Raw genomic sequence first — 24,851 nt, forward strand, 5'->3', positions numbered from 1 at the left:
TTAAAAGTGAAACTTCAAACGTTAAAACCGTACTCAACAGTATTAAAGAGACAATATAAATTTATTTTCTTTTAGCCTGTTGTTTCTGAGCTTGTTTCATAGCATCATCCAAACGCTGTCTGAATTTGCTTTTTTTCTTTTCAGGACGTTTTTTATTTTCCTCTATCTGAGCGTGAATTTTATCCTCGTCAATGACATAGTTTTTAATGACTATCATAATGATTATGGTCAATAAATTAGACACAAAATAATACAAACTCAAGCTACTTGCATAGTTGTTAAAAAAGAACAACATCATAACAGGAGAAAAATAGATCATATATTTCATCAGCTTACTCATATCCGGCATACCTTCTTGTGCAGGTGCCTGCATATTCATTTGCTGACTCTGGTTCATTTTCATATAAAAGAAAATAGCAATAGATGCAAGGATTGGAAATAAACTTACGTGATTGCCATAGAATGGAATGTTAAAAGGCAAATTAAATATGGTGTCATATGAAGATAAATCATCTGCCCATAAAAAACTTTTGCCTCGCAGTGCCAAATTAGAAGGGAAAAACTTAAATAGCGCAAAAAATACAGGCATTTGTAGCAAGGCAGGGATACAGCCCGACATCATATTGACCCCTGCTTTTCTCTGAATAGCCATCGTTTCCTGTTGACGCTTCATTGCGTTTTCTCTTCCGGGATATTTTTTAGCCACTTCATTTAGTTCAGGCCTGATAACCTTCATTTTGGCACTTGAAACATACGATTTATAAACCAAGGGAGACATTAAAATCCTTACGACAATGGTCATCAGGATAATAATGAATCCATAGTTACCTATTAAGCCTTCCAGCATCCCAAAAATAGGAATGAAAACCAAACGGTTAATGGTTCCAAAGACTCCCCAACCCAGATCCGTAATCTCACTTAAGTGAGTTCCTTTATACGCTTTTAACGTTTTATAATTCGTAGGCCCGTAATACCATTTCAACTCGTAATTTAATTCTCCGTTGCTTAATTCCAACGGAGTTTTTAAACTGTATTTTTTAGTAAAAACAGCATCTGAATTATCATCTTTTGCTAAGTTTTCCGAAGCAATGGCAGCATTGTTAAATGGTTTTGCAGACAATAAAACAGAAGAGAAAAAATGTTGCTTATAAGCAATCCAGTCCACATCATTTATCAAATCATTTTTGCCTGCACTCATATAGTCAACTTCATCTTCGGTTTTAAAATAGTAACAAGAGTACATGGTGTTCTCAGTTCGTAAACTTTTTTCATGACGATACCCGTTCAATACCCATTCTAAGTTAATTGGATTTGAGGAATTGATTACATCGTATAATCCCTGTGTTCTTATGGCAAAATTTACCATATAATCATCAGAACTCATTTCATACCGATATTCCAGAAATTGATTTTCGGAAGCTTTTAATTTCATCGAAAGAATCCGGCGATTACCATTTGTAGTCAATGTCGGTTCAAAGAATAAATCTTTCGTATTTAAAATCCTGTTATCTGTGGTTCCGAAGTTGATATTAAAAGTGGCATTCTTATCTTTTATCATATGTAAAGGCAACGAATCATAGGTTTGATAACCTTTTATCAATGCTTCTGTAATTTGTCCGCCTTTATTATCAATTTTGAGTAGCAGCAGATCATTTTCAATGGTTGTAGTTCCTTCTTTACCATTAATGGCACTTGTCGCAAAAAAGCCTAACTTATTCTGAACCGCTAATTTTTTTAGAGAATCATTCTCTGTACTTTTGGTAGGTATATTTGAAATATTAGTTGTAGTGGCGGGCTGTATGGAATCTTTTACAACTTCCGTATTTGTTTGTACAGGCGTTGTTTTTGGCGTTTGTGAGTTAAAGTACCATAATAAAATGGCTCCTATCAGCAACATTCCGATAAATGAATTAAGGTCAAATTTTTTTTGTTCCATAGGTGTTTAATGTCAATTTGTCATCTATTTTTATACAAACATCAAAAAAGATTGATAAATGTAGTAAAAAGTAGTATTTTTTATCAATTATCCTGTGTTTTATCAAAGGTTACTAAATAACCCAAATAGTATTCCATTTTATATTGAATATGTTCGAGAAGTGTTTTCTACACTTAAACTTATTTAGAATGTTTTAAAGCGGCTTGTACAAAATCCACAAATAACGGATGTGGATTTAGCACCGTGCTTTTATATTCGGGATGGTATTGAACCCCTATAAACCAGAGATGAGAAGGAATTTCAATAATCTCTACCAATCCGGTTTCCGGATTAATTCCTGCTGCCTGCATTCCGGCAGCTTTTATTGGTTCTAAATAATCGTTGTTAAACTCATAGCGATGCCGGTGTCGTTCATTAATCGATTTATCTTGATAAATATCCATTACTTTAGAATCTTCCGAAAGTTCACAATTCCAACCTCCTAAACGCATGGTTCCTCCTTTGTCAGTCATATTTTTTTGATCTGCCATCAAATTGATTACAGGATGCGGTGTATTTTCATCCATTTCCGTGGAATTGGCATTGTGTAATCCCAAAATATTTCTGGAAAACTCAATAACGGCCATTTGCATTCCCAGGCAAATTCCAAAAAAAGGAATGTTATTTTCTCTGGCATATTGCACCGCTTTTATCTTGCCTTCAATTCCCCGATCTCCAAAACCCGGTGCCACTAAAATGCCATTCAAGATACCTAATTCGTCAACCGAGTTTTGAGAAATTAACTTTTCAGAGTGAACCCACCTGATGTTTACTTTTGTTTCGTTAGTAGCTCCTGCATGAATTAATGCTTCTGAAATAGATTTGTAAGAATCGTGTAATTCAACATATTTCCCAATCAAACCGATTTCAACATAGGAAGCAGGGTTTCTATGTTTCTTCAGGAAAATATTCCAGATTTCCAAATGCGGCTTTTGATCCGAAGAAAGCTGTAATTTTTTTAAAACAACTTTGTCCAAACCTTCCTTTAACATCAAATTGGGAACATGATAAATGGTCTCCGCATCAATAGATTGAATAACATCTTCTTTCTTTACATTACAGAAAAGAGCCAATTTGTTCTTAATACTGTCAGAGATCTCATGTTCGGTTCTACACACCAAAATATCAGGACTCAGACCGCTTTGCATCAGCATTTTCACAGAATGCTGTGTGGGTTTTGTCTTTAATTCTCCCGTTGCCGATAAGTATGGAACCAGGGTTAAATGGATGACAATTGCATTGTCTTCACCGAGCTCCCACAATAATTGACGCACGGATTCTATATAAGGTAATGACTCTATATCACCAACTGTTCCGCCAATCTCGGTAATCACAATATCATAATCGCCCGTATTTCCTAAAATTTGGATGCGATGTTTGATCTCATCGGTAATATGTGGAATCACCTGGACTGTTTTTCCCAAGAATTCACCTTTACGCTCTTTGTCAATAACAGATTGGTAGATTCTGCCGGTAGTTACATTATTGGCCTGCGATGTCGGAATATTTAAAAAACGCTCATAATGCCCTAAATCCAGATCCGTTTCCGCACCGTCATCCGTAACATAACATTCACCGTGCTCATAAGGATTTAAAGTTCCAGGGTCAATATTGATATACGGATCTAATTTTTGAATGGTTACGGAATACCCTCTTGCTTGTAGTAATTTGGCTAAGGAAGCAGCAATGATACCTTTTCCCAGTGATGAAGTAACGCCTCCGGTAACGAAAACGTATTTGGTCTTACTCATGAATCTTTCAGGTTTGAGCAAAAGTAAGAACTCTGTGTATTCTTACAAGCAAAAAAGTAAAAAACATTTTTTGTTCTTCCTTCGGTATACCTTTCGGGTCTTTGCTCAAAAAATACCCTATAAATGAAAACAGTGATATCAAAATTTCATTGTTTTTAGGGATTGACATGTGTTTTTCTATGTTATAAGTTTGTCCTAATCCAAAACTCGGTTGCTATGAGCACCTTTTTTTCCCTTCATAAAAATTGCAGCTGGCTTGAATACAAAAAATAAATTTTCAATGTTAAACATCAAATTATGAAAATGAAAGCAAAACCATTAACTAAAATTGTAGTCTTACTCTTTGGCCTATCTTTGTTCTTATGGAACTGTATACGAGAAGATTTTATGAATCCTCAAAACACTGTTACCTCTAACAAGCTCAAGTATTCCTTAACGAAAATCACTTACCGGGAACTACTTGCAGACAAGGAAATCAAACCCTCTTTACCTCTGATTGAAAGACGATTTTCTAACCAGTCGCTACAAAGCATCCATAGCAGAAGTACTACTGAAGTGGCAGAAGGTCTCACCATCTTTACCGATGAGATTAACAGAATTGTCACAGACGATGTCATCACCTGGACATTCCGGACACAAAACCCTGTTTTGGAAAGCTCCGACTTTGAAAACTTTCTGGTAAAAAAACACAATAGCGTGTTTACCTATTTTTTGATCTCCTATGAGTTCACTGACCTTACCGATTCCGAAACATTGTATGAAAAAGCCACTTCGTATGTGATTTCCGAAGAATACCTAAGCCTGGAAGGCCTCAACCTGTCTTCCAGAGATGCTTTTGATTGGGTTTTTCCGAATGACGGTGGTGGTACGGGTAGCGGTCCTTGTGACGGTATTTTGGTATATGACCGGTGTAATTTGGGAGGCAATGCGGACGGACACTGGCCGGTTTTGCAAAACGATGGGTTTACCTATTGTAGCGGTAGTCCGCTGTTATATATAGATTTTTCACATTGTGAGAACTACGGTGTTCCGGACAGTCCTGTGGGAGGCCCGTTGGGAGGAGATGATGGCTCCGGAGGAGATCAGCTTATTGGAGGCGGTGGCGGAGGAGGAAACTCCGGTGGTGATGGAGATACAACGCTTACGGCTCCTGTTGAGTTCGCAGACCCCAGATGTCCTACGGGAAGCGGAAAGGTGATGATAGACGGTGTTTGTGTATGTCCGCCACATACCAATAAAGTAGAGGGTGCCGGAGGAAATTGTGTATGCCCGGAAGGCAAGATAGAAACCTATCAGGGAGTATGTGTGGATAAACCTTGTGAAGGTAATCCGGTTCCTAATCCTGAAATTGCACCGCAATATGGGCCTTCGGGTACTCAAGGGGCTATGTTTGGAAATGCTTCTAGTGGAGGGTGTAAAAGATATGGAGGAAACCATTGTACTACCCTTAGAAACAAAAAACACGATGGTTTAGATATTAAAAACGCCATAGGAAATCCTGTACATGTGATGTATGATGGTTTTATTTATTCTACCGGATATAGTGATGATTTAGGATACTATATAACAATACAAAGTACCGTAAATGGCAATACGATTTTAATTACTTATGCTCATATGCAGAAGGATAATAGAATTACTCATACTCCCGGGACACCATTAGTATATGTAAAAGCAGGAGATATTATGGGATATCAAGGGGACACGGGAAATATTAAAGGAGCTATTGCCAGCAAAAAAGTCGACCCTCATGTACATATAGAAGTTAAACAACATAATGGTAGTAGTAACTGGGGACCTAGTAATTACAATTTTGTTGACCCAAGGTCTTATTTCTCTACCGTTATTGATAATCAAGGGATATCGCAACCAAATACTAACTGCAATTAAAAAACACAAAAAATGAAAAACGTACTATTTATAATAGCTATTACTTTTACAAGCATAGTTCAATGCCAATCAAATATTATCTCTGAAACCGAATACAACAATATCAAAATCAATGGTATTAAATTGGTCGATATTAAAGCAACGGAAGGAAACGAAACAGCTCTTAGAGATTTAGTTCTTGCTGTTATTGAGAGTAAGATTGTAAATACAGATCCTTTTCATCCTTCTTACATTTATAAATATAATGGTTTCAAAATTGGTTTTACTGATAATGCAGGGACACCGAACCATCCTGGAATATCGTCTTTTATAATAACTAAAAACAATTGGTTAATTACCATTCAAAATAAAACGGTAACCATTGGAGATCACATTAGTATTTTAGGGAATGTGGTTTTTAATGATAATGCTGATGGAAGTAAAAGTATTGTATATCAATATTGTAATGGATGTAATAATTTTATTTATATAAACTTTAATCAAACTACTAATAGAATTACTGAAATAGGGTATATAGAAATCCCTTAATTTTTAAATGAAAAATATACTATTCATTTTAACGCTAATACTAACAAGTAGTTTAGTAAGATGTCAAGTAACGTCAAATATTATATCTAAAACGGAATTTTATAATATTAAAATAAATAACATCACATTAGATGATATTCAGGCTACTGAAGGAAATCAAATAGAACTTATAAACCTAATACCTGCAACTATTCAAGAAAGTAATATAGATCCGAACGGAGAGTTTTGTTACTATACTTATGATGGGTTTGAGATTGGCTTTTCAGGAAATTTAGGTACAATTGAGCACCCTATTTTAGGGAGCTTTAAAATTACCAAAGATAACTGGAATATAACCATACAAGGAATTACAGTAACTATTGGAGACAACATAAGTATTTTAGGGAATGTAGTTATTAATAATGATGTAGGTGGAGGGAAAAGTATTATTTATCAGTATTGTGATGGCTGTAATAATTTTATCTATATAGATTTTGACCAATATACTAATAAGATTACTGAAGTAGGGTATATAGAAATCCCCTAATTTTAAATGAAAAAAATACTATTAATCGTAACAATAATTATGTTGGTAAATATTGCTCAATGCCAAATAACTTCTAATATTATCTCGGAAGCAGAATACAATAATATTAAAATTAATAATATTACATTGTCCGATATTAAAGCAACAGAAGGAGATGAAACACAAATCAGGGATTTAATACCTGCTATTATTGAGGAAAAAGATATCAATACCGGAGAAAGAGGCCCTTCAAATTATTGGTTTAAATATAACGGGTTTGAAATTGCGTTTACTGATAATGCAGGGGAGCCTGATCATCCGGGAATTGCTATGTTTGAAATTACCAAAAATAATTGGAATATAACTATACAAGGAGTTACCGTAACTATTGGAGATAATACAAGTGTTTTAGGCAATGTTATATTTAATACACAAACGAATGGGGGTAGAAGTATTGTCTATCAATATTGTGATGGATGCAACAATTTTATATCTATATATATTAATGCATTTAATGAAGTAACAAAAATCATATATATGGAACAAACATAAATACGAAACTACTGGCCGATTTTAAAAAAGTATAGGATTACCCAGTTAAGGGATCAAGCAAAAAGTTTGTGGAGTAGGTTAATTTTTTAGAGTTTTGGTTTAAAAACTCAAATGCATACACAAGAGCTCCTGAAGCATTTTTTACCCGAAGGTATTTTAGATTACTTTGAACTTAAAGAGGTAAAAGATTCAACGAACAAACTTACTTTGGTTTTAGAAGAAAAACCTATACAACCAGATGAGTTATCTCATCGTAAATTACATTCCAAAGGATTTTACCCAGTAGTAGATATCCAAGATTTTCCAGTACGTAACAAGGCTTGTTTTTTACAAGTAAAACGTAGACGATGGTTATGTTGATACCTCAGAAGTATTCTCAAGAGATTGGAATTTGGTAGCAAAGGGAACTCGAATGACAGAAGAGTTCTCTCTTTTTTTAAAGAGGCTTGTTAGATAGTATTCCAGTAAGTTGTAAAAGTTTATCTACCTACTATCACCTTAACGGCAAGCGATTAGAAGAACAATATCGCAATCATTTAAGTAACTTTTTGACTTGGGATCAATTAGCTCATGCCGACCAATGGCTGCTTTTTAAGAAGAATATAGGAACTCATTTAAGTATTGATGAAGTAGCACTTACTCAAGGCGAGCTCTATACAGTGATTACCAACAAAGCAGGTAAAGGAAAACGAGGCAGTTTAGTAGCCATAGTAGCTACCACACAAAGTGAACGAGTCATAGAAGTGTTAAGGAAAATTCCAAGTAAAGACCGATATTTAGTAGAAGAAATCACTTTGGATATGGCACCTACTATGGAAAAGATTGCTAAAAAAGCCTTTCCTAAAGCTACTCAGGTCACAGACCGATTTCATGTACAAAAACGAGCTTATGATGCCTTGCAAGAAATTCGAATACAGTATAGATGGAAAACCATAGAACAAGAAAATAATGAAATAGCATTGGCTAAAGAAACAGGAAAAAACTTTAAACCGAATATCCTTGACAATGGAGATACTCCCAAACAACTACTAGCTAGAAGTAGGTATTTACTCTTTAAAGCCCCTAACAAATGGACAGCCAAACAAAAATTTAGAGCAGAATTACTCTTTGAAAGATACCCCAACTTGGAACGAGCTTATGAGCTTACTAGAGAACTGGCAACGATTTATCAAAAGACAAAAGACAAGGCGGTAGCATATACAAAACTAGCTAGATGGTATGATAAGGTAGAAAAATCAGAGTTCAGTAAAAGTTTTGGAACAGTAGCTAGATCAATACAAAGTCATTATCGAAGCATCTTAAATTTCTTTGATAATAGAAGTACCAATGCTTCTGCTGAATCTTTTAATGCTAAAATAAAAACTTTTAGACTACAATTTAGAGGCGTAAGATCTGTTCCTTTCTTCCTATTCAGACTATCTAAAATTTATGCGTAAAAATCTAAATCCCACAACTTTTTTGCTTGACCCGTTTTGAGGATTTAAAATTTTCGGGAAGGAAGAAATCCGAAGCCAAATCAATTTCAATACGGAATATATCCCTATTTTGTAAAGGCCTCCTTATATTATACCATATAATAAAAAAACCTCCTCTTTTTACGAGAAGGTTTTTGGGTGGAAGATGGGGCTCGAACCCACGACCCTCGGTACCACAAACCGATGCTCTAACCAACTGAGCTACAACCACCATATTGCGGAGGCAAATATAATTTATTTTTAAATCTACAGAAAAAAAATCTATATTAATTTACTCAAAGAATCAACAGCAACAAAGCGTTCTACCGTAAAGCCTTCTGCACGTTCCACCCCTATAAGGCGGCCCAAATCACGTGCTCTGTACAGGATACTATCCGTAAAATTTTTACTGGTTATAGGCGTTTCGGGTTCCGTGCTTTCGGGATCAAAAAATTGCGAACCATATGCCATAACCGATGCTATCTTTTTCTCCATAAAACCGGTAACATCTACTACAAAATCAGGAGTACTGTTCTTCCACTGGATATAATGATACACTAATTTCGGGCGCCATTTTTCTTGTAGCTTTCCTTCTGTTTTAGTTTCAATTTTTTGTAATCCGCTCAAAAAACAAGCATCTGAAACCAGCTTGCTTCCTCTTCCGTGGTCTATATGTCGGTCTTCAACTGCATTACACAATACAATTTCCGGTTTGTATTTACGAATCATCCTGATCACCTCCAATTGATGCGATCTGTCATTTGTAAAAAACCCATCTGCAAAACCCAAATTTTCACGAACGGAAACCCCTAATATCTCAGCAGCTTTTGCAGCCTCTTTTTCACGCAACTCAGCAGATCCTCTTGTGCCTAACTCGCCACGGGTCAGATCTACGATTCCTACTTTCTTCCCCAGGGAAATTTCTTTGGCAATGGTGGCGGCACAGCCTAATTCCACATCATCCGGATGTGCCCCGAAAGCAAGTATCGCTAACTTCATATTTGTTGCTTCTATAATAATAAACTAATGTTATTGACAATGTCGTATTTAAGTGCATTAAAATCTTATACTACGCCCAAAGAAACACATTTCTCTATGGCTTGCTCAATATCTGCTATCAAATCTTCAGGTTCTTCAATACCCACTGAAAAACGAATCAATTCTTCTTTTATCCCATGGTTTTCCCTTTCTGCTTCGGACAATAATGCATGGGAAGTTTTAGTAGGGTTCAACATGGTACTCTCTACCCCTGCCAAACTCATGGAAGGTTTAATCAGGTTCAAACTGTTTTGAAATTTCACCGCATCAATCCCTTCTTTCAACTCAAAAGATAACATTCCGCCAAAGGCACGCATTTGTTTTTTAGCAAGTTCATGATCGGGATGCTTACTCAACCCGGGATAATATACCCTGACTATATCCGGATTTGAATCCAGATACTCAGCCATCATCAGTGCATTTTTACTTTGCTCTTTTACCCGCAAGTTCATTGTTTTTAAACTTCGCTCCAGCATCCAAACAGTAAAATCGCTTAAACTACCGCCTAAATTTTTGGCAATATTCCATATTTTATCAATATGTTCATGAGACGCAGCAACGGCACCTGCCAAAATATCCGAATGTCCTCCCATATATTTAGTAGCGGAATGAATCATAATATCGATTCCGAAATCAACAGGGTTTTGATTGACAGGAGAGGCAAAAGTGTTGTCTATTACAGTCACCATATCTCGCGATTTTGCGATACCGGATATGGCATGCATATCGGTAATCGTCAATAACGGGTTCGACGGAGTTTCTATGTAGATCACTTTGGTATCAGGCCGAATCAAAGATTCAAAATCTTCGGCAGTCAGACTTTTGGTAAAGGAATATTCAATACCAAACTTATCACATTCTTCAACAATAAAGTTATAGGTACCCCCATATAATGTTTTTTGTAAAACAATATGATCTCCTTTATTTAAAAAGGCAAGTAGTGTTGTACTTACAGCTGCCATTCCGGAACCAAAAATCAGTGCACTTTCCGTCTTTTCCAGTGCCGCAATTTTCTTACATAACGCTTCCTGATTCGGTGTGTTAAAATAGCGCGGATACCGCTTTACATCTACCCCTTCAAAAGCATATGACGAAGATAAATATACAGGAGAAATAGCCCCTTTGAACTGTTCATCTTTAATCTCGCCTACATGGGTACAGATCGTATTGATGCCTAATTTTTTTGTATTGCTCATCCGAAAAATGTTTTAAAGCGAATTTACAAAATCAACATCAAACCTGCGTTGTTTTCCACTTCCCTTTTTTAAAATACCAAATTCCGATGGCAGCTATCAATATTTCGGCAGAAGTAATTGCCCAAAATACGCCTGCGGGCCCGAAATCCAAATAAATCGACGTCAAATAGGCAAAGGGTAGTTGAAATAAGAAAAAGCATACAAAATTAATATACGTAGGTGTTTTTGTATCTCCGGCTCCGTTGAAAGCTTGAATGATTACCATACCGTAAGCATAGAAAATATATCCTGCCGCAATTACCTGTAAACACAGCGATCCGTTTTTGACAACTACCGGATTATCGCTAAACCAGCTTAAAAAACCGGAAGCAAAAAAGATGTAAATCAAAGAAACCAGCCCCATAAACACCGCGCAGTATTTTCCTGTCTTCCAGACAGAAGATGCCGCTCTGTCCGGTTTTTGTGCGCCCAGATTTTGCCCAACCAGCGTTGCGGCAGCATTACTCATGCCCCAAGCGGGCATTAGGGTAAACATCATGATACGAATAGCTATGGTGTAGCCTGCAAGCACTTCGCTACCAAATTCAGACATGATACGCATTAAGAATACCCAACTGGCTGTGGCAATAAAAAATTGGAAAATCCCGCCAATAGACACCTTGATTAAGTTTAGCATGATAGCAACTCTGATGATCATATCTTTGAAAGCCAATTTAATTTTTCCGGCACCATAGAATAAGATAATTAACTGTGCAACCACTGCAACACCCCTTCCGGTAGTAGTTGCAATAGCTGCCCCTTCTACTCCGTAGGCCGGTATCGGGCCAAATCCAAATATAAACATAGGATCTAAAATAATGTTCAGCCCATTTGACAGAATAAGCGTCCACATGGCAATAGAGGCGTCTCCGGCCCCCCTGAAAACCGCATTGATCAGGAATAATAGCATGACTGTTATATTTCCGCCCAACAGTACTTGCGTATACCCGTAGCCTTCTTCTATAAGATTCGTATCACCTCCCATTATTGACAGTATTTCTTTGGGATACAAAATGCCAATGACACTAATGATCAAGGCGACAAATACACCCAAAAAAACCACCTGGGCAGCAGCCTGATTTGCTCCTTCCGTATCTTTTTCGCCGGTTCTCCTGGCTACAATTGCCGTGGCAGCCATACTCAAACCTATGGCTACGGCATACACCAACGTCAACACGGATTCGGTAAGACCTACCGTTGCAACTGCATTTTCACTAATTCGGGATACAAAAATAATGTCTACCAAAGCAAAAATGGATTCCATCAACATTTCCAGAATCATCGGGATAGAGAGCATAAAAACAGCTCTGCGAATGCTTCCTGTAGTAAAATCTTTTTGCTTGCCGGATACTGCGTCCTTAAAAAGCAAAAGAAACTTTATCATACTGTTTTGGTTGATTGTTGACATTTTTTAGATTTTTAATAAGTAATTCTATGGATTATCCCCGGTCGTAAGAAAACGACTACTTTTAACTATGTAGATTTACAATCGTTACCCGCAAATATGCAAAAAATATTTTAACCTGTATTGCTGATAATAATTTCAATATCTTCGTTTTATGATTTCAGTAGCAATAGTTGGCCATGGAAATATAGGAACTCATTTATATAATGTTTTTTCCACTGCTAATCATGTTAAAGTTATTCATATTAGTCCCAGAGATTTATCTGCCTTAAAAGAGATTGATATAACTTTTATTGCAGTTCCCGATAATGTGATAGGTAAAATTTCGAGTCAGATAAAAAATTCTTTCGTCGTACATACTTCAGGTAGTGTCAATGTATCGGATCTTAAAAATTCGGGAAGAAAAGGTGTATTTTACCCTTTACAAACATTTACCAAGGGAAAGGCTGTTGATTTTTCCGATGTCCCCATTTGCGTGGAAGCTGAAAATCACCAGGACTTGATTTTATTAGAGAAACTGGCAAAAATAATTAGCAATCGTATTTATCATATACATTCCGAACAACGAAAATACATTCATATAGCAGCGGTTTTTGTCAATAATTTTGTAAATCATTTGTATACTATCGCTCATGATATCTGTAAAGAACATGAAATTCCTTATGATATGCTACGGCCATTAATTAAAGAAACAGCCGATAAAATTAATAAGCTGTCTCCTGCGGAAGCTCAAACCGGGCCTGCAAAAAGAAATGACATCTTTACCATCCAAAATCATTTAAATTTGTTAAACCGACATCAACAAGAAATATATACCAAACTCACAGCATCTATTCAAAATTATGGAAAAAAGCTATAAATTATACCTATCTCAAATCGATACTTTTATTTTTGATGTCGATGGTGTTCTTACTAACGGAACCGTAACCATAATGCCTGACGGTGAACTGGTCAGACAAATGAATATTAAGGACGGATATGCTTTAAAAACTGCTATTTATAAGGGATATAGGATATACATCATTTCAGGGGGAACTAATGAAGGGGTTAGAACGCGGTTAAAAAATCTTGGAATGACTGATATTTTTTTAGGCGTCCATGATAAAATCAAACAATACTTTGAATTGGTTAACAGGGATGACTTACATTCGGAAAATGTACTGTATATGGGAGATGATATTCCGGATTACCCTGTAATGAAAGTAGTTGGGATGCCTTGTTGCCCCAATGATGCAGTACCGGAAATACAAAAAATTTCCAAATATGTTTCAAATAAAAAGGGCGGAGAAGGTTGTGTTCGTGACATCATAGAACAGGTAATGCGTGTACAAGAAAAATGGGATTCCTGTTTTGATGCGAAATATGATTGAATCAACTCCTGTTTTTAACCGGTATTACCCGATAAAAGAAACGGTAATTATATCTATTTAGATGTAAATACCTTTAAATAAGTATTTTATGAAAAGTATAATCTCAAATAATGCTAAAAAATTCCATATAAAACCGTAATTTGTTGTCCAATAGTTGTCCAGGAATTTGTATCTCTTGGGAAAGAGAAGAAACACAACCCAAAGGAAAACAAATTATGGTGACTATCAAAGCGACCCTCAAAAAGAACCAAGATAAGTCAGGAAAATACCCACTCGTCATTAGAATTACCAAAGACCGTAAGTCTGTTTTTATCAATACCAATCAACGGATTGATGCCAAACATTGGGATAATACCCAGCACCGAGTGAAAAAATCACACCCGACCAGTCAACGCCTCAATCGTCAAATCGCCGATGTGCACGATTATGCCCTTACCATTCTCCAAACGAATCCACACATCACGGCTTTGCAAATCAAACAGCAATACCAAGCGCAAACGCAAGCCACCGAACTTGCTACCAGAATCAAAACCATTACGAGGAACCTCAATCGACATCTAGAAAAAATCCAGGAAAAAGCAGGCATTGAGAAGAAACTCTCTATGCATATTGCTCACCATACCTTTGAGAGTTTGGCGGGCGGGAGTATTCCCGTCCAGGTCCTCCAGAAGCTATATCGTCATTTCTCAATTACTACGACGGTAAACTATCAACGGAACTTTATTCACGAAGAAACCGATGAAGCCCTCGAAAAGGTGGTGAATTTTTAGCGGTCAAAAGGACGACTTGGTTTGATTTTTGCTATTTTTGAGTATAATTATGGATGATATGACCACTATAACGATTAACATACGAGAAGACCTTACAAAAAGTTTGAATCTCAAAAAAGAGTACGCCACTCTAGCTGAGGCGCATCGAGCTTTGGGTGAAGCGCGGAAGTTTATTCCGAATTTACCGCGTGAAGAAGCGGTTGAGTCAATTGAATACCAAGCTGATAAGATTATTGTCTATCGGAAAGATGGACAGTTTGAAATTCATGCTCCGATGATTGATGATGAAACCGGAGAGGTATTTGATTTGGATTTTCGTCCAATTCCAGAGTCCGAACTCACTCCAGACATACTGAAAAAAGCTGAAGAAGCTCACAGACAGATTAAAGAAAATCCTGAATCATTTCGGAGTGTTTAATGGAAGTTTTTGAGTCTGAATCGGTTATAAAATACCTTACCAAGAGAAGTATCACCAAACAGTATAGAAAGGCAAAACAGCATATTATGGCAGGGAATGCCAAAAGTGTTTTGCTGAAGCCAAGACAACCAAAGAATAGTGGTATTTATCAATTTAGAATTACACGTAAATACAGAGCGTTTGCCGTGAAAGAAAACAATTCGTTATTTGTTTTTGAAATTTCTGATCACCAAAACTAGTCGAACAGAATAAATCGCAAGACCATTCCGCAAGTATGCAAAGGGCGAGTATTTTAATGCATATCTTTGCCCACTTGGTAGGGGCAAGCCCCTCAAGATCCCCAAAATATTTGACAATATTTTTCTGTCTTATGATACTATTGCCACAAGCCAAGGACGGAAAAAATCTTGCGCCTCTTCAATTTCAGGTATAACGGTTAAAAAATTATGGATTACATCATGGTAATTTTTTAAGTTTCTAAGCGTAATCGTTTAGAATATTCACATTCTAACAGGTAATCTTCAAAATAATTGGTTATAGTTTTATGATTTGTAGTTGTCATATGTATTATGAAAACACAAATCAAATTCCCAATAGTTGTGCTGTTTGGTTGTGCAACTCAAAGATATTTGAGATACTTTATTTCTACCTCTTACTTTTATAAAACGTTTAGGACGCTATTGTTTTAAAATGAACTCATTTAAACTTTTTGGATGTAAGCGAACATTAGAAGTTTTTAGATATGTTGAAAGCTTTTTTGAGTTGCATAGCAGCGCTACGGAAGGAAAAAAAGATAAAAACAGAGCTAAAAACAGCAATTTTTTAGCAAATTGAAAAAGTTTAAATGAGTTCTCAGTAAAAAAATAGAAACAGCTAACTTTAAACCTGAAAATTATTCGAAGCGCCTATTACTTACAGTCTATAGGCATAAAAATAAAGCTAATACCTATACAATTTATATCGCTACTTTTATAAAACAAGATTTAGACAGCATCAAAAAAGATTTAGAAAATATCAAACAACCAAACTCTGCATATAAGATGCTAATTGAAGATAAAATTTCCTTGATATATAATAAAAATAATCCACTAGTAAACATTAAGCCTAATAAACCCCATAAAGAATAAGTTTACCGCCATCCCAAACCTATTGCCGTTATTTTTAAAATTTGTTTTTTTGTTTTCATGATTTTGATTTTAGTTACATTGTATCGAATCTTTTGCTTTATTGAATAAGTTTTTTCTATGTGATGCCCCTTTAGTTTCATCTCCATTTACAAGTTTGGTCACTTTTGCAACTGAAGTAGAACTACTCATAGCAGGGTTTAATTTATCTAATACGTTATTTTTATAAAACCACAAGGTGCTAATCACCGTAATTTCTTTATCAGAAGCAACCAAGCCCGGATTGGTAGTAAAATCCAGTGTGCTGCCATACCTGTTTTGGTAGTATGTAGTAAACTGCCGGTAGTTATACCTTCCTGTTAGCTGAAAAATACCGCGCCCCCTGAATTTGTAACCGTCTCCGGTATTTACGTTTCCTAATTTAGTTCTAGCACTTCTGTAAGCATCATCATATACATAATTCGCAAATTTTTGTTTGTTTACATATACAGACGTAGAATCTCGCTTATAATCGTTGGGGTTTGCTTTTGTGGAATCTGCCGTAGGACTGGCCTTTAGATTAGCAAATAGAAATAATTACTTAAAATAAAAACATAATAGTTATGATGAAATTTCTTTTTTTGCTTCTTTTTTTCTTTGTTAATAACTCTTATTTTGTTGATAACCAAAAACACAAAAGAACGGAGTGAACTTTAGCGGCCAGCTAGCTTTTTAGAGCCATCCCCCGTATTAGTCTCCGTTCTTTTTAAAAGTTACTTAGAACCATATAGAATTTCAGTTTCTGCCCTTATTAAAGGTCTTAGTTTAAGTAACTATTATTAATATCTAATTACAAAATTATGAAAACAAATGAAATTATCGGAATCGATGTCAGTAAATTATTAATTGATGTTTGTATCTATTCTAAACAAATTGTTCAACAGTTTGAGAACAGTAAATCTGGATTTAAATTAATGCTAAAGTGGAGTTTTAAAAATTCGTCTTTCTCTAAAGAAGAAACCATGTTTGTATTTGAACATACAGGAATGTACTCTCATTTATTATCTGTGTCTTTAACTGAACAAAAATTATCTTTTTTCATAGCTTCTGGTTTAGAAATTAAAAGATCTATTGGTATTGCTCGTGGAAAGGATGACCAAATTGATGCCAAACGCATTGCTCTATATGGGTATCGATTAAAAGAAGAACTTAAACCCAGTAAGCTACCTAAAAGAAGTATATTACAACTAAAAAGTCTCTTATCTTTAAGGACAAAACTTAACAAACAAAGAGCTGGTTTTAAAGTTACTTTGAAAGAACAAAAAAGAATTTATAAAGCAAAAGAGTATAAAATAATCTTTGACGTTCAACAAAAAATGATTGCAGAACTAACCAAACAAATACACAAGATTAATACTCAAATGCAAGCTATTATTGACCAAAATATAATGTTAAAAGAAACCTATAAACTTGTTACTAGTGTTAAAGGTATAGGAATGCAAACTGCTATAATGATGATTGTGTTTACTGACAATTTTTCAAAATTTGAAAACTGGAGAAAGTTTGCCTCTTATTGTGGTGTTGCTCCTTTTCCTTACCAATCTGGAACTAGTATTAAAGGACGTACAAAAGTCTCTCATTTGGCTAATAAAAAATTGAAAGCAATTATTAATATGTGCGCTATTTCTGCTATACAACATAACCCAGAAATGAAATTATACTATCATAAAAGAATAAAACAAGGCAAAAGTAAAATGAGTACCGTTAACATTATTAGAAACAAATTAATAGCAAGAGTGTTTGCCGTTGTCAAACGACAAACACCCTATGTAGATACTTTTAAATTTGCTGCATAAATTAGTAAAAATAATATCTCAACTTTTACTTGTTTTTATCATAGAATACGGGGGAGCGAACCACACCGGCCTGTCCGATACCCTGAAAACAGGTATTGAAAGCCTTTCCGGCCATACCATGGACGATGTAAAGGTACATTACAATTCCCACAAACCGGCACAATTGCAAGCACATGCCTATGCACAGGGCACGGACATCCATCTGGCCCCCGGACAGGAACAACACCTGCCCCACGAAGCCTGGCATGTGGTACAGCAAAAACAAGGGCGAGTACAGCCAACTATGCAAATGAAAGGAAAAGTAAATATCAACGATGATAAAGGATTGGAGAAAGAGGCAGACATCATGGGGCAAAAGGCATTGTACGTACCCCCAAAAGAGAATACGAATAAGCTTGCAACAAATGGTATTGCCCGGAAGAACAATGATGTGGTACAAAGAATCATTAAAATGGACTTTTGGGGAGAAGAAGAAGAGGACACGGAAAGCTATAAAGCAGAGGATTTGCTTGAGAGCCTAGTTGAGGAAGACAAAGGAAAACTAACTGATACTGACCGAGAGTATCTTAAAAAAATAGAAGACGATAAAAAGGATGAATATGTATTTAAAACAAATGAAGATCTTGATTTTAGTTACGATGAACTGAAAAGTCACATTGATGCGTATATTAAAAACAGGGAAGAAAAAATTTCCGAACATACCCCTACAGGAGGATTGGCAGAAGAAGGTGTAATGAAAACGTTAGTTTCAGAAGCACTTTCTTATTGGAGGGAAAACCCTAAAAACAGTATTACCGAGTTTATTAACCACTGGATAGGGAAGATAAATAAGCATTTACCCCATAACATGAGTCATCAATTAGATGATACGATAGAGGATATAGCAAGCTTTGCGCATGGCTCATGGACAATGACAATAAACCTGAAGAGGGTCGTCAAAAACAGTATGGATAATAATAAAAATAATAATAATAGCAAAACAGATAAATCATCTCAAATAAGTGAACTATCTCAAGACAATATAAAAATGTTAGTGACCGCCATTTATCACGAATCCCGGCACGCAGATCAATATAGCACCGTTGCAAGGATGCATGCCGGTAAAGATTATATGAATCAGGATGTAATAATTGGGAGTTCAATTGACCTGCCCTCATCAGTTGTTAAGGCTGCCCTCAAGAGTCCCCTTAAAGATGATGGAAAGCCTGAAACTCGGAAAATCATAAAAGATGCGGAAGAATGGAATAAAATTTTTGAGAGATCAACGAACAAAAAAAAATCCGATAAACCGTATTATGATTATACACAAGCGTCCAGGTTGTTTTTTCGAATGCGCAAAGGGTTACAGCGTTTAAAGAAAAAAGGCCATGAGAAAGGAACTAAAAACAGGGTAATACAAATATCAAACTATTTATATAAGTCTAATGCATTTACCGTCAGGAAGCATTTGGAAGAAGCAAAGGAACGTATAGCCAAAGAAAAATCCGATGATCTGTTAAGTGAGGTAATGGTTGCTGATGCAAACGAGATCATAGGGATTCTTGATGCGCTCTATAAAGAACTTGATATCCAAAAAGAATCCGAAAAACCGGTATTTAACCGATTGAATGACCTTATTTCTCAATTTGCAGCGGTATCTTATAGAATGTATAGTCACCGGCCACATGAAAAAGATGCGCTTAAAATAGGGTATATGGCCGGTGATATGTTTCAAGAACTCATTGATGGAAAAGAAACTGCAGAGCCCAAGAAAGCGGAAGATGAGAAAAAAGCAGAGGAGGAGGAAAATCAGAAAGCAGCAGCAGAGGAGGAAAGCAAGAAAAAAGCAGAAGAGGAAAGGAAGAAAAAAGAAGCAGCGGGAAACAAGAAAAAAATGATGCCCGCAAATAAATAATACGGAACATGAATAGATCATCCGTGACTAAATTTATCATGCCTGCGCAAAGGCCGTAAAGAAACCAAACCAAACCGGGATGCACATACTCGAAGAAAAACAGCCCTTTTCACAAAGCCTTATCTGGCAATTGCAGCGTAACTACTTTAATGAGGCCGGTATAGATGCCTGGCGTAACGGTGTGATACCGCATTATATTACCAACAACCCCGTAGTGGGTAAATCCTATGCCGAACTGGTGTTGGCCTTTTTGCGCGATCTGTCTTTGCAGGGACATCGGAAAGAAACCGTGTATCTGCTGGAACTGGGGGCAGGACATGGCCGGCTGTGCTATCATTTTTTTAAGCATTTTGAGAAATACTATACACAAAGTGGTATGGAATTCCCGCCTTTTTGCTACGTCCTCAGCGATTTTGTCCCGGATCATCTGGCATTCTGGCAAAACCACCCCCGCCTGCAACCCTATCTGGAAAAAGGCTGGCTAGACATGGCCCGTTTTGATGCCGAAAATGACAGTGAATTGTTCCTGTACTATACCGGCACTGCGATTCGGCAACAGGCACTGTCTCAACCTTTACTGGTAGTGGCCAATTATTTTTTTGATACCATCCCTCAGGAACTGTTCCGGATAGAAGATCAGAAGATTGCCCGTAGTTTGCTCACGCTCACTACCGAGACCGACCCTTCCGAGCTAGATACTGCTGATCTTATCAAAGTCCTGCAACTCCAATACGATCGGGGAAGTCCCTTACATACCGCCTATCCGAATGAGCCTGTTTTGAATGACCTGTTGGAAATGTATCGGGAACAACTCAACAAGTCGTACCTGCTTTTTCCTCACACCGGTATCCGCTGTCTGGAACGGTTACGACAGCTTTCCCGCAAGGGCCTGCTGGTACTGTCGGCAGATAAAGGAGAACATCGTTTGCCAAACCTGAGCGATGGCCCTGGCCTGATGCCTCACGGCAGCTTTTCCCTTACCGTCAATTACCATGCTTTAAAGCACTATTGCAACCGCAAGGGAGGCCTTGCCCTGTTTCCGCGTTACAGGCATACTAGTTTGAATATTGGCTGTTTGCTCATGCTTGCTGAGGCATCCTCTTATGGTGAGACTGTCAGTGCCTATGAAAAATTTGTCAATGACTACGGCCCTGATGATTATTTCAGCCTTAAAAAGTTGGCTGAAGATCATTTGGAGACCCTGACCTATCGCCATATCATGGGGATGATCAGACTCAGCGGTTATGATGCCCGCATTTTCTTACAAATACTGCCGCGGTTGTTTGAACTCATTTCTGACCTTTCCGATGAGGAACGCCGGGTTCTTTTCCACACTGTTCCGCGTATTTGGGATACCTATTATCCTTTGGGAGAACCTCAGGATCTGGCCTGTAAGCTGGGCAATTTGTTGTTTATGCTTGGTTTTTACAGCGAAGCTGTCCTTTATTTCGAAAAATCGGTCGGGATTTATGGAAAAAAAGCAGGAAGCCTGTTTGGGCTTGCCTGTTGTTACTGCTATTCAGGTGCATTTGATCTGGCCGCTCCTGTTATCAGGGAACTTCTGGTCCGTACCCCGGAGAATAAAACACTTTTGAAACTTGTTCGCAACTATGAAAGCGAATTATTTGGTGAACAACACGTAAAAATATAACGATATATGGACTTTTTAACAGAATGGGGAAGAATAGCCGGTATTGCTGGGATGGCCACCGGCATTGCAAATGAAAACCCCGGAATCCGGTTCAAAAGACATATCACCCGTCAATAGCTATCGTGCAACATTACAGTTTAAAAAAAGGAAGAAGGAAACAACAGAGCCCCGAGGAATGCCATGTTAACAGCAATAAAAACGATGCGTTACTGATAATCAAAAATTGCTTTGATTTCAGACCCACAATTAATTAAAAAAGAACCCGATAAAACACAACAACGCAAAACAAAACACGAGTACATAAACAATTAATACTAACTAAAATATAGTGTGATGAATACACAGATCAATCAGACCCGGCAAAACCATACGGAAAGTGAACAGCCCGTACAGTTGTCCGCAACACAATACGGCGAATGGACCGACGACCGCCCTAACGGTATCGCACGTCCGGTGCCACAACAAGAGGCCATCGCCGGCGGAACATGGCCCACTCAACAAAAAGAAAACCGTACCGGCTTGCCGGATACCTTAAAAACAGGTATTGAAAGCCTTTCCGGCCATGCCATGGACGATGTAAAGGTACATTACAACTCCGGCAAACCGGCACAATTGCATGCGCATGCCTATGCACAGGGCACGGACATCCACTTGGCCCCCGGGCAGGAGCAACACCTGCCCCATGAGGCCTGGCATGTGGTACAGCAAAAGCAGGGACGGGTAAAACCCACCGTGCAAATGAAAGGAAAAATAAATATCAACGATGATAAAGGGTTGGAGAAAGAGGCGGATGTGATGGGGATAGGTCTGTCCGAATGATGAGCAGCGCTTATTATGCCGGTAATGTGGGCAGCATTTCTCATGGGACAACGGGAAAAGGAAGTTATGGTAACTGCTTCAGGGACACATCGGGGACCAATGGGCAAGTATCAAGCTCCGAAGGCCAGTGCATACAGGCTAAATACGAAAATAAAAGGGGTGAAATTAGAGCAGGAAACGTCCCTGAACAAGTACTCGATAACGATGAGCAAACTTTTTTTGATGAGGGGGAATATACGGAGGTGGAAGAAAAGAAATATACTGGAAAAGTAAGGGATCGGTTACGGGAATTAGCAAGAGATGGTGAAGACAGGAAATGGGATGAAATAAAAGAAAACCTGAAAAATTTTTTAAGCAAAGAGAAAAATACCGATACCAACAACAATAATGGTAGTCAGAATATGGAAAAGGACAGTATGGAAAATGCCAATGGGGTAAACGACGAGGCCAAAGAGGGCATGAATTTTGAAAAATATTGGGACATCATAGACAACACTACGAGTAAAGCTGATGATGTATCGCAAGATGAACGCGAACGCATAAACAACCTGTTCAAAGAAGTTGAGAAGAATCCTCAAGGAAAAATAATTGTGAAAAAAGTACGGGAGATCGCTAAAGAAAAAGGTGAAAAGCTGAAGTTATGGCTCACAACTCCCGGGGTAGGGGATGAAAGTAGCCATGCAGGATCCATGGCGATCAAAGGCAATTTCAGTACTGAGAAACAATATCTCGTATTGCTGAACATCAAAGACGATGACGGTAACGGACAGTTAGAGTTGGGGTTGATGAATTTGCCTCCATGGACGACACTGGCTCATGAGATGCTACATTGGATATATGAAATCTGGCAAAAGGCCAACCCAGATCAGAAAGACCTTAGGGGCAAATCGATCAGGAACCATAAAATATCCAATACACATAAAAATCACATATGGGATACCTTGGAAGAAGCTGAAACTATGTTTGCCGGAAGGGCTGAACCTGAATATCCCAAGGAGCTAAAGGACCTGACCGAGATGACATTGCTGGAGAGCGAAGTTTATCCGCCACGTTGGGGGCACTTTGGAGAAGATAAGGAGGCCCTCGCTCATTTCCTGAAGCAAGACGGAGAAGGGTTCGATCAGAAAAAAATCCTGGATTCCTATGACTTCGAAGTTGGAGGGAAGGAATATGGGGTAAACAAAAAGGAAGCTGCCATAAAGCAAATAAAAAAATACCAGGAACTCAAAAAGAACCGTGCTTATCCGCAGCCTAAAATTATTAATTGGAAGGATGTAGTTAAATATCAAGATGAGAAACAAAAGCAGCAAGACGAACTGAGAGAACAGGGTGAAAAAACCATAAGAATAGAAGCACAAAAAAAAAGGCGCTTACAGAGAGTCGGGCAAGATAACGCAGCAAATTATACTTCTCAGCTATCAACCTTCATAGATAAACTGGACCAATCCGGAGAGGGGGAAAACCAGCAGACAATACATGCCATCGATGAGTTTGCAAAGATACACGTAGCGGTGCATTCTGACCGAAAAGAAATAAGGAAGCTTAATAGCGAGGGGGTTAAATTTGTCAAGAAAAATCTAAGTGGTTTTAGGGATAGATTGGTGGAGATCCTCTCAGATAAAATTGAGACCCGTTTGGATAGGGCTATAAAGAATGCAACGAAAAACCTAAGGGAGAGAGAGAAAGCTGAAGATAAGAAAAAAGGAAAGAAAAAAAGAAAGAAAAAATAATAATCGGGGGCAAGCTTGAACCTGCTCCCATTTGACGCACCCCCTCTAAAGGGGCAATGGTCCCTAAGGAGGGAAAAGAAGGAGAAGCAATCCTTGAGAACAAAAATGATGCGAATTATTTGGTGAACAACACGTAAAAATACAACGATATATGGACTTTTTAACAGAATGGGGAAGAATAGCCGGTATTGCCGGGATGGCACTGGGATTGTTTTTAGTACTTTTTAGAGAAGTTATCCGGAAAAACATATTTCCGAAGCTGACCGGAAAACAGGCTTTTATAATTATCATACTCTTTATGCTTTTGGTATTTTCTATCTCAGTATATACCATTGTACAATTCCATAGTGGAAGGTCGGGCGTGTCGGCCCAGGTGACCGTACTGGTTCACGGGGAAAAGGGGAGGGACCATTTGGTACTGCCCGGCAGGGGAAGAGTAAAACTGTTGTTTGGTGATGCCAATATCGTAGAGACCACCAATGACAAAGGCGAGGCCACATTCAAGCAAATACCAAAGGAGTTCTTCGATTCAAAAGCCACGGTTGAAATCCATTTCCTTGATCCCGAAGGAGAACCGTACTACGCAGAGAATCCCGACTCGCTGTACAGGCTTACACATGGAAAATACATTGCTTTACCGGTAAAATTATACGGGATCGGTAGCATACGAGGTATCGTAAAAGATTTTAATACCGGCAGGCCTGTTGAGGGGGTTCGCATCAGTATTCGGGGTATCGGGGCTTTTTCAGATTCCTATGGCGAATATACACTCGAAATACCGCCCGAACATCAACGTAAGTTCCAGTCAGTAAGGGCTTTTAAGGAAGGGTACGAGCTTTTTGAACTTACAAACGTGCCCGTACAAACGGAAAATGAATTACCGATTTTAATAAAACCTATAAAATAA

General features: G+C 37.6%; 22 protein-coding genes, 1 tRNA gene and 2 pseudogenes. 18 read left to right on the top strand and 7 right to left on the bottom strand.

Features of this window, described 5'->3' with window-relative positions; all coding sequences use genetic code 11:
• Positions 1–61: 61 nt before the first annotated feature.
• Together yidC and GKR88_09315 are read right to left on the bottom strand one after the other, a co-directional pair.
• The gene (gene yidC, locus GKR88_09310; GenBank protein ID QMU64462.1) at positions 62–1,936 is read right to left on the bottom strand and encodes a membrane protein insertase YidC; all 1,875 of its coding nucleotides are present in this window, start codon (positions 1,934–1,936) and stop codon (positions 62–64) included.
• Positions 1,937–2,115: 179 nt separating this feature from the next.
• Positions 2,116–3,726 (bottom strand): CTP synthase, encoded by a 1,611-nt coding sequence (locus GKR88_09315; protein ID QMU64463.1) that lies wholly within the window; start codon positions 3,724–3,726, stop codon positions 2,116–2,118.
• A gap of 297 nt (positions 3,727–4,023) precedes the next feature.
• Between GKR88_09315 and GKR88_09320 the strand changes: the two genes are divergently transcribed.
• The 6 genes and pseudogenes from GKR88_09320 (at position 4,024) to GKR88_09345 (ending at position 8,637) form a co-directional block, all read left to right on the top strand.
• On the top strand, positions 4,024–5,616 hold the full coding sequence (locus GKR88_09320; protein ID QMU64464.1) for a peptidoglycan DD-metalloendopeptidase family protein: 1,593 nt from the start codon (positions 4,024–4,026) through the stop codon (positions 5,614–5,616).
• A gap of 12 nt (positions 5,617–5,628) precedes the next feature.
• Positions 5,629–6,144, top strand: coding sequence for a hypothetical protein (locus GKR88_09325; protein ID QMU64465.1), 516 nt, complete (start codon positions 5,629–5,631; stop codon positions 6,142–6,144).
• 7 nt (positions 6,145–6,151) lie between these two features.
• A complete protein-coding gene (locus GKR88_09330) occupies positions 6,152–6,670 on the top strand; it encodes a hypothetical protein (GenBank protein QMU64466.1) in 519 nt (172 codons plus the stop codon).
• 6 nt (positions 6,671–6,676) lie between these two features.
• Positions 6,677–7,201: a hypothetical protein gene (locus tag GKR88_09335; GenBank protein QMU64467.1), complete on the top strand. Its 525-nt coding sequence runs from the start codon at positions 6,677–6,679 to the stop codon at positions 7,199–7,201.
• 111 nt (positions 7,202–7,312) lie between these two features.
• Positions 7,313–7,658 (top strand): annotated as a pseudogene (locus GKR88_09340) (transposase).
• 1 nt (position 7,659) lies between these two features.
• Complete coding sequence (locus GKR88_09345; GenBank protein QMU66685.1) at positions 7,660–8,637, top strand: DDE transposase; 978 nt, start codon at positions 7,660–7,662, stop codon at positions 8,635–8,637.
• A gap of 175 nt (positions 8,638–8,812) precedes the next feature.
• Here the strand turns inward: GKR88_09345 and GKR88_09350 are convergent.
• The 4 genes from GKR88_09350 to GKR88_09365 form a co-directional block, all read right to left on the bottom strand.
• Positions 8,813–8,888: transfer RNA gene (locus GKR88_09350), tRNA-His, on the bottom strand.
• Positions 8,889–8,937: 49 nt separating this feature from the next.
• On the bottom strand, positions 8,938–9,654 hold the full coding sequence (gene bshB1 / locus GKR88_09355) for a bacillithiol biosynthesis deacetylase BshB1 (GenBank protein QMU64468.1): 717 nt from the start codon (positions 9,652–9,654) through the stop codon (positions 8,938–8,940).
• 65 nt (positions 9,655–9,719) lie between these two features.
• Complete coding sequence (locus GKR88_09360; protein ID QMU64469.1) at positions 9,720–10,889, bottom strand: aminotransferase class I/II-fold pyridoxal phosphate-dependent enzyme; 1,170 nt, start codon at positions 10,887–10,889, stop codon at positions 9,720–9,722.
• Between the two features lie 37 nt (positions 10,890–10,926).
• Positions 10,927–12,336 (bottom strand): MATE family efflux transporter, encoded by a 1,410-nt coding sequence (locus GKR88_09365; protein QMU64470.1) that lies wholly within the window; start codon positions 12,334–12,336, stop codon positions 10,927–10,929.
• Between the two features lie 151 nt (positions 12,337–12,487).
• Between GKR88_09365 and GKR88_09370 the strand changes: the two genes are divergently transcribed.
• The 6 genes from GKR88_09370 to GKR88_09395 all read left to right on the top strand — a co-directional run bounded on the left by GKR88_09370 (position 12,488) and on the right by GKR88_09395 (position 15,725).
• Positions 12,488–13,192 (top strand): DUF2520 domain-containing protein, encoded by a 705-nt coding sequence (locus GKR88_09370; GenBank protein QMU64471.1) that lies wholly within the window; start codon positions 12,488–12,490, stop codon positions 13,190–13,192.
• Positions 13,176–13,703: an HAD hydrolase family protein gene (locus tag GKR88_09375; GenBank protein QMU64472.1), complete on the top strand. Its 528-nt coding sequence runs from the start codon at positions 13,176–13,178 to the stop codon at positions 13,701–13,703. Before GKR88_09370 ends, GKR88_09375 begins: the two co-directional genes overlap by 17 nt.
• A gap of 215 nt (positions 13,704–13,918) precedes the next feature.
• Positions 13,919–14,473, top strand: coding sequence for a tyrosine-type recombinase/integrase (locus tag GKR88_09380; protein QMU66686.1), 555 nt, complete (start codon positions 13,919–13,921; stop codon positions 14,471–14,473).
• A gap of 49 nt (positions 14,474–14,522) precedes the next feature.
• Positions 14,523–14,891 (top strand): hypothetical protein, encoded by a 369-nt coding sequence (locus tag GKR88_09385; protein QMU64473.1) that lies wholly within the window; start codon positions 14,523–14,525, stop codon positions 14,889–14,891.
• The gene (locus GKR88_09390; protein QMU64474.1) at positions 14,891–15,130 is read left to right on the top strand and encodes a hypothetical protein; all 240 of its coding nucleotides are present in this window, start codon (positions 14,891–14,893) and stop codon (positions 15,128–15,130) included. Before GKR88_09385 ends, GKR88_09390 begins: the two co-directional genes overlap by 1 nt.
• A 451-nt stretch (positions 15,131–15,581) precedes the next feature.
• Complete coding sequence (locus GKR88_09395) at positions 15,582–15,725, top strand: hypothetical protein (GenBank protein QMU64475.1); 144 nt, start codon at positions 15,582–15,584, stop codon at positions 15,723–15,725.
• A 362-nt stretch (positions 15,726–16,087) separates the two neighbouring features.
• Here GKR88_09395 and GKR88_09400 read toward each other — a convergent pair whose 3' ends face one another.
• A complete protein-coding gene (locus tag GKR88_09400; GenBank protein ID QMU64476.1) occupies positions 16,088–16,387 on the bottom strand; it encodes a hypothetical protein in 300 nt (99 codons plus the stop codon).
• Between the two features lie 467 nt (positions 16,388–16,854).
• Between GKR88_09400 and GKR88_09405 the strand changes: the two genes are divergently transcribed.
• From GKR88_09405 to GKR88_09430, 6 genes and pseudogenes are all read left to right on the top strand, one after another.
• Complete coding sequence (locus GKR88_09405; GenBank protein QMU64477.1) at positions 16,855–17,850, top strand: transposase; 996 nt, start codon at positions 16,855–16,857, stop codon at positions 17,848–17,850.
• A 118-nt stretch (positions 17,851–17,968) separates the two neighbouring features.
• Positions 17,969–18,211: pseudogene (locus GKR88_09410) on the top strand (DUF4157 domain-containing protein).
• A 1,612-nt stretch (positions 18,212–19,823) separates the two neighbouring features.
• A complete protein-coding gene (locus tag GKR88_09415; GenBank protein QMU64478.1) occupies positions 19,824–21,395 on the top strand; it encodes a hypothetical protein in 1,572 nt (523 codons plus the stop codon).
• A gap of 333 nt (positions 21,396–21,728) precedes the next feature.
• Positions 21,729–22,214 (top strand): DUF4157 domain-containing protein, encoded by a 486-nt coding sequence (locus tag GKR88_09420; protein ID QMU64479.1) that lies wholly within the window; start codon positions 21,729–21,731, stop codon positions 22,212–22,214.
• Positions 22,211–23,944 (top strand): hypothetical protein, encoded by a 1,734-nt coding sequence (locus GKR88_09425; GenBank protein ID QMU64480.1) that lies wholly within the window; start codon positions 22,211–22,213, stop codon positions 23,942–23,944. The genes GKR88_09420 and GKR88_09425 overlap by 4 nt, the downstream gene beginning before the upstream one ends.
• Before the next feature lie 151 nt (positions 23,945–24,095).
• Positions 24,096–24,851: a hypothetical protein gene (locus GKR88_09430; protein ID QMU64481.1), complete on the top strand. Its 756-nt coding sequence runs from the start codon at positions 24,096–24,098 to the stop codon at positions 24,849–24,851.

Source organism: Flavobacteriaceae bacterium (assembly GCA_014075215.1).
Lineage (GTDB): Bacteria > Bacteroidota > Bacteroidia > Flavobacteriales > Flavobacteriaceae > Polaribacter.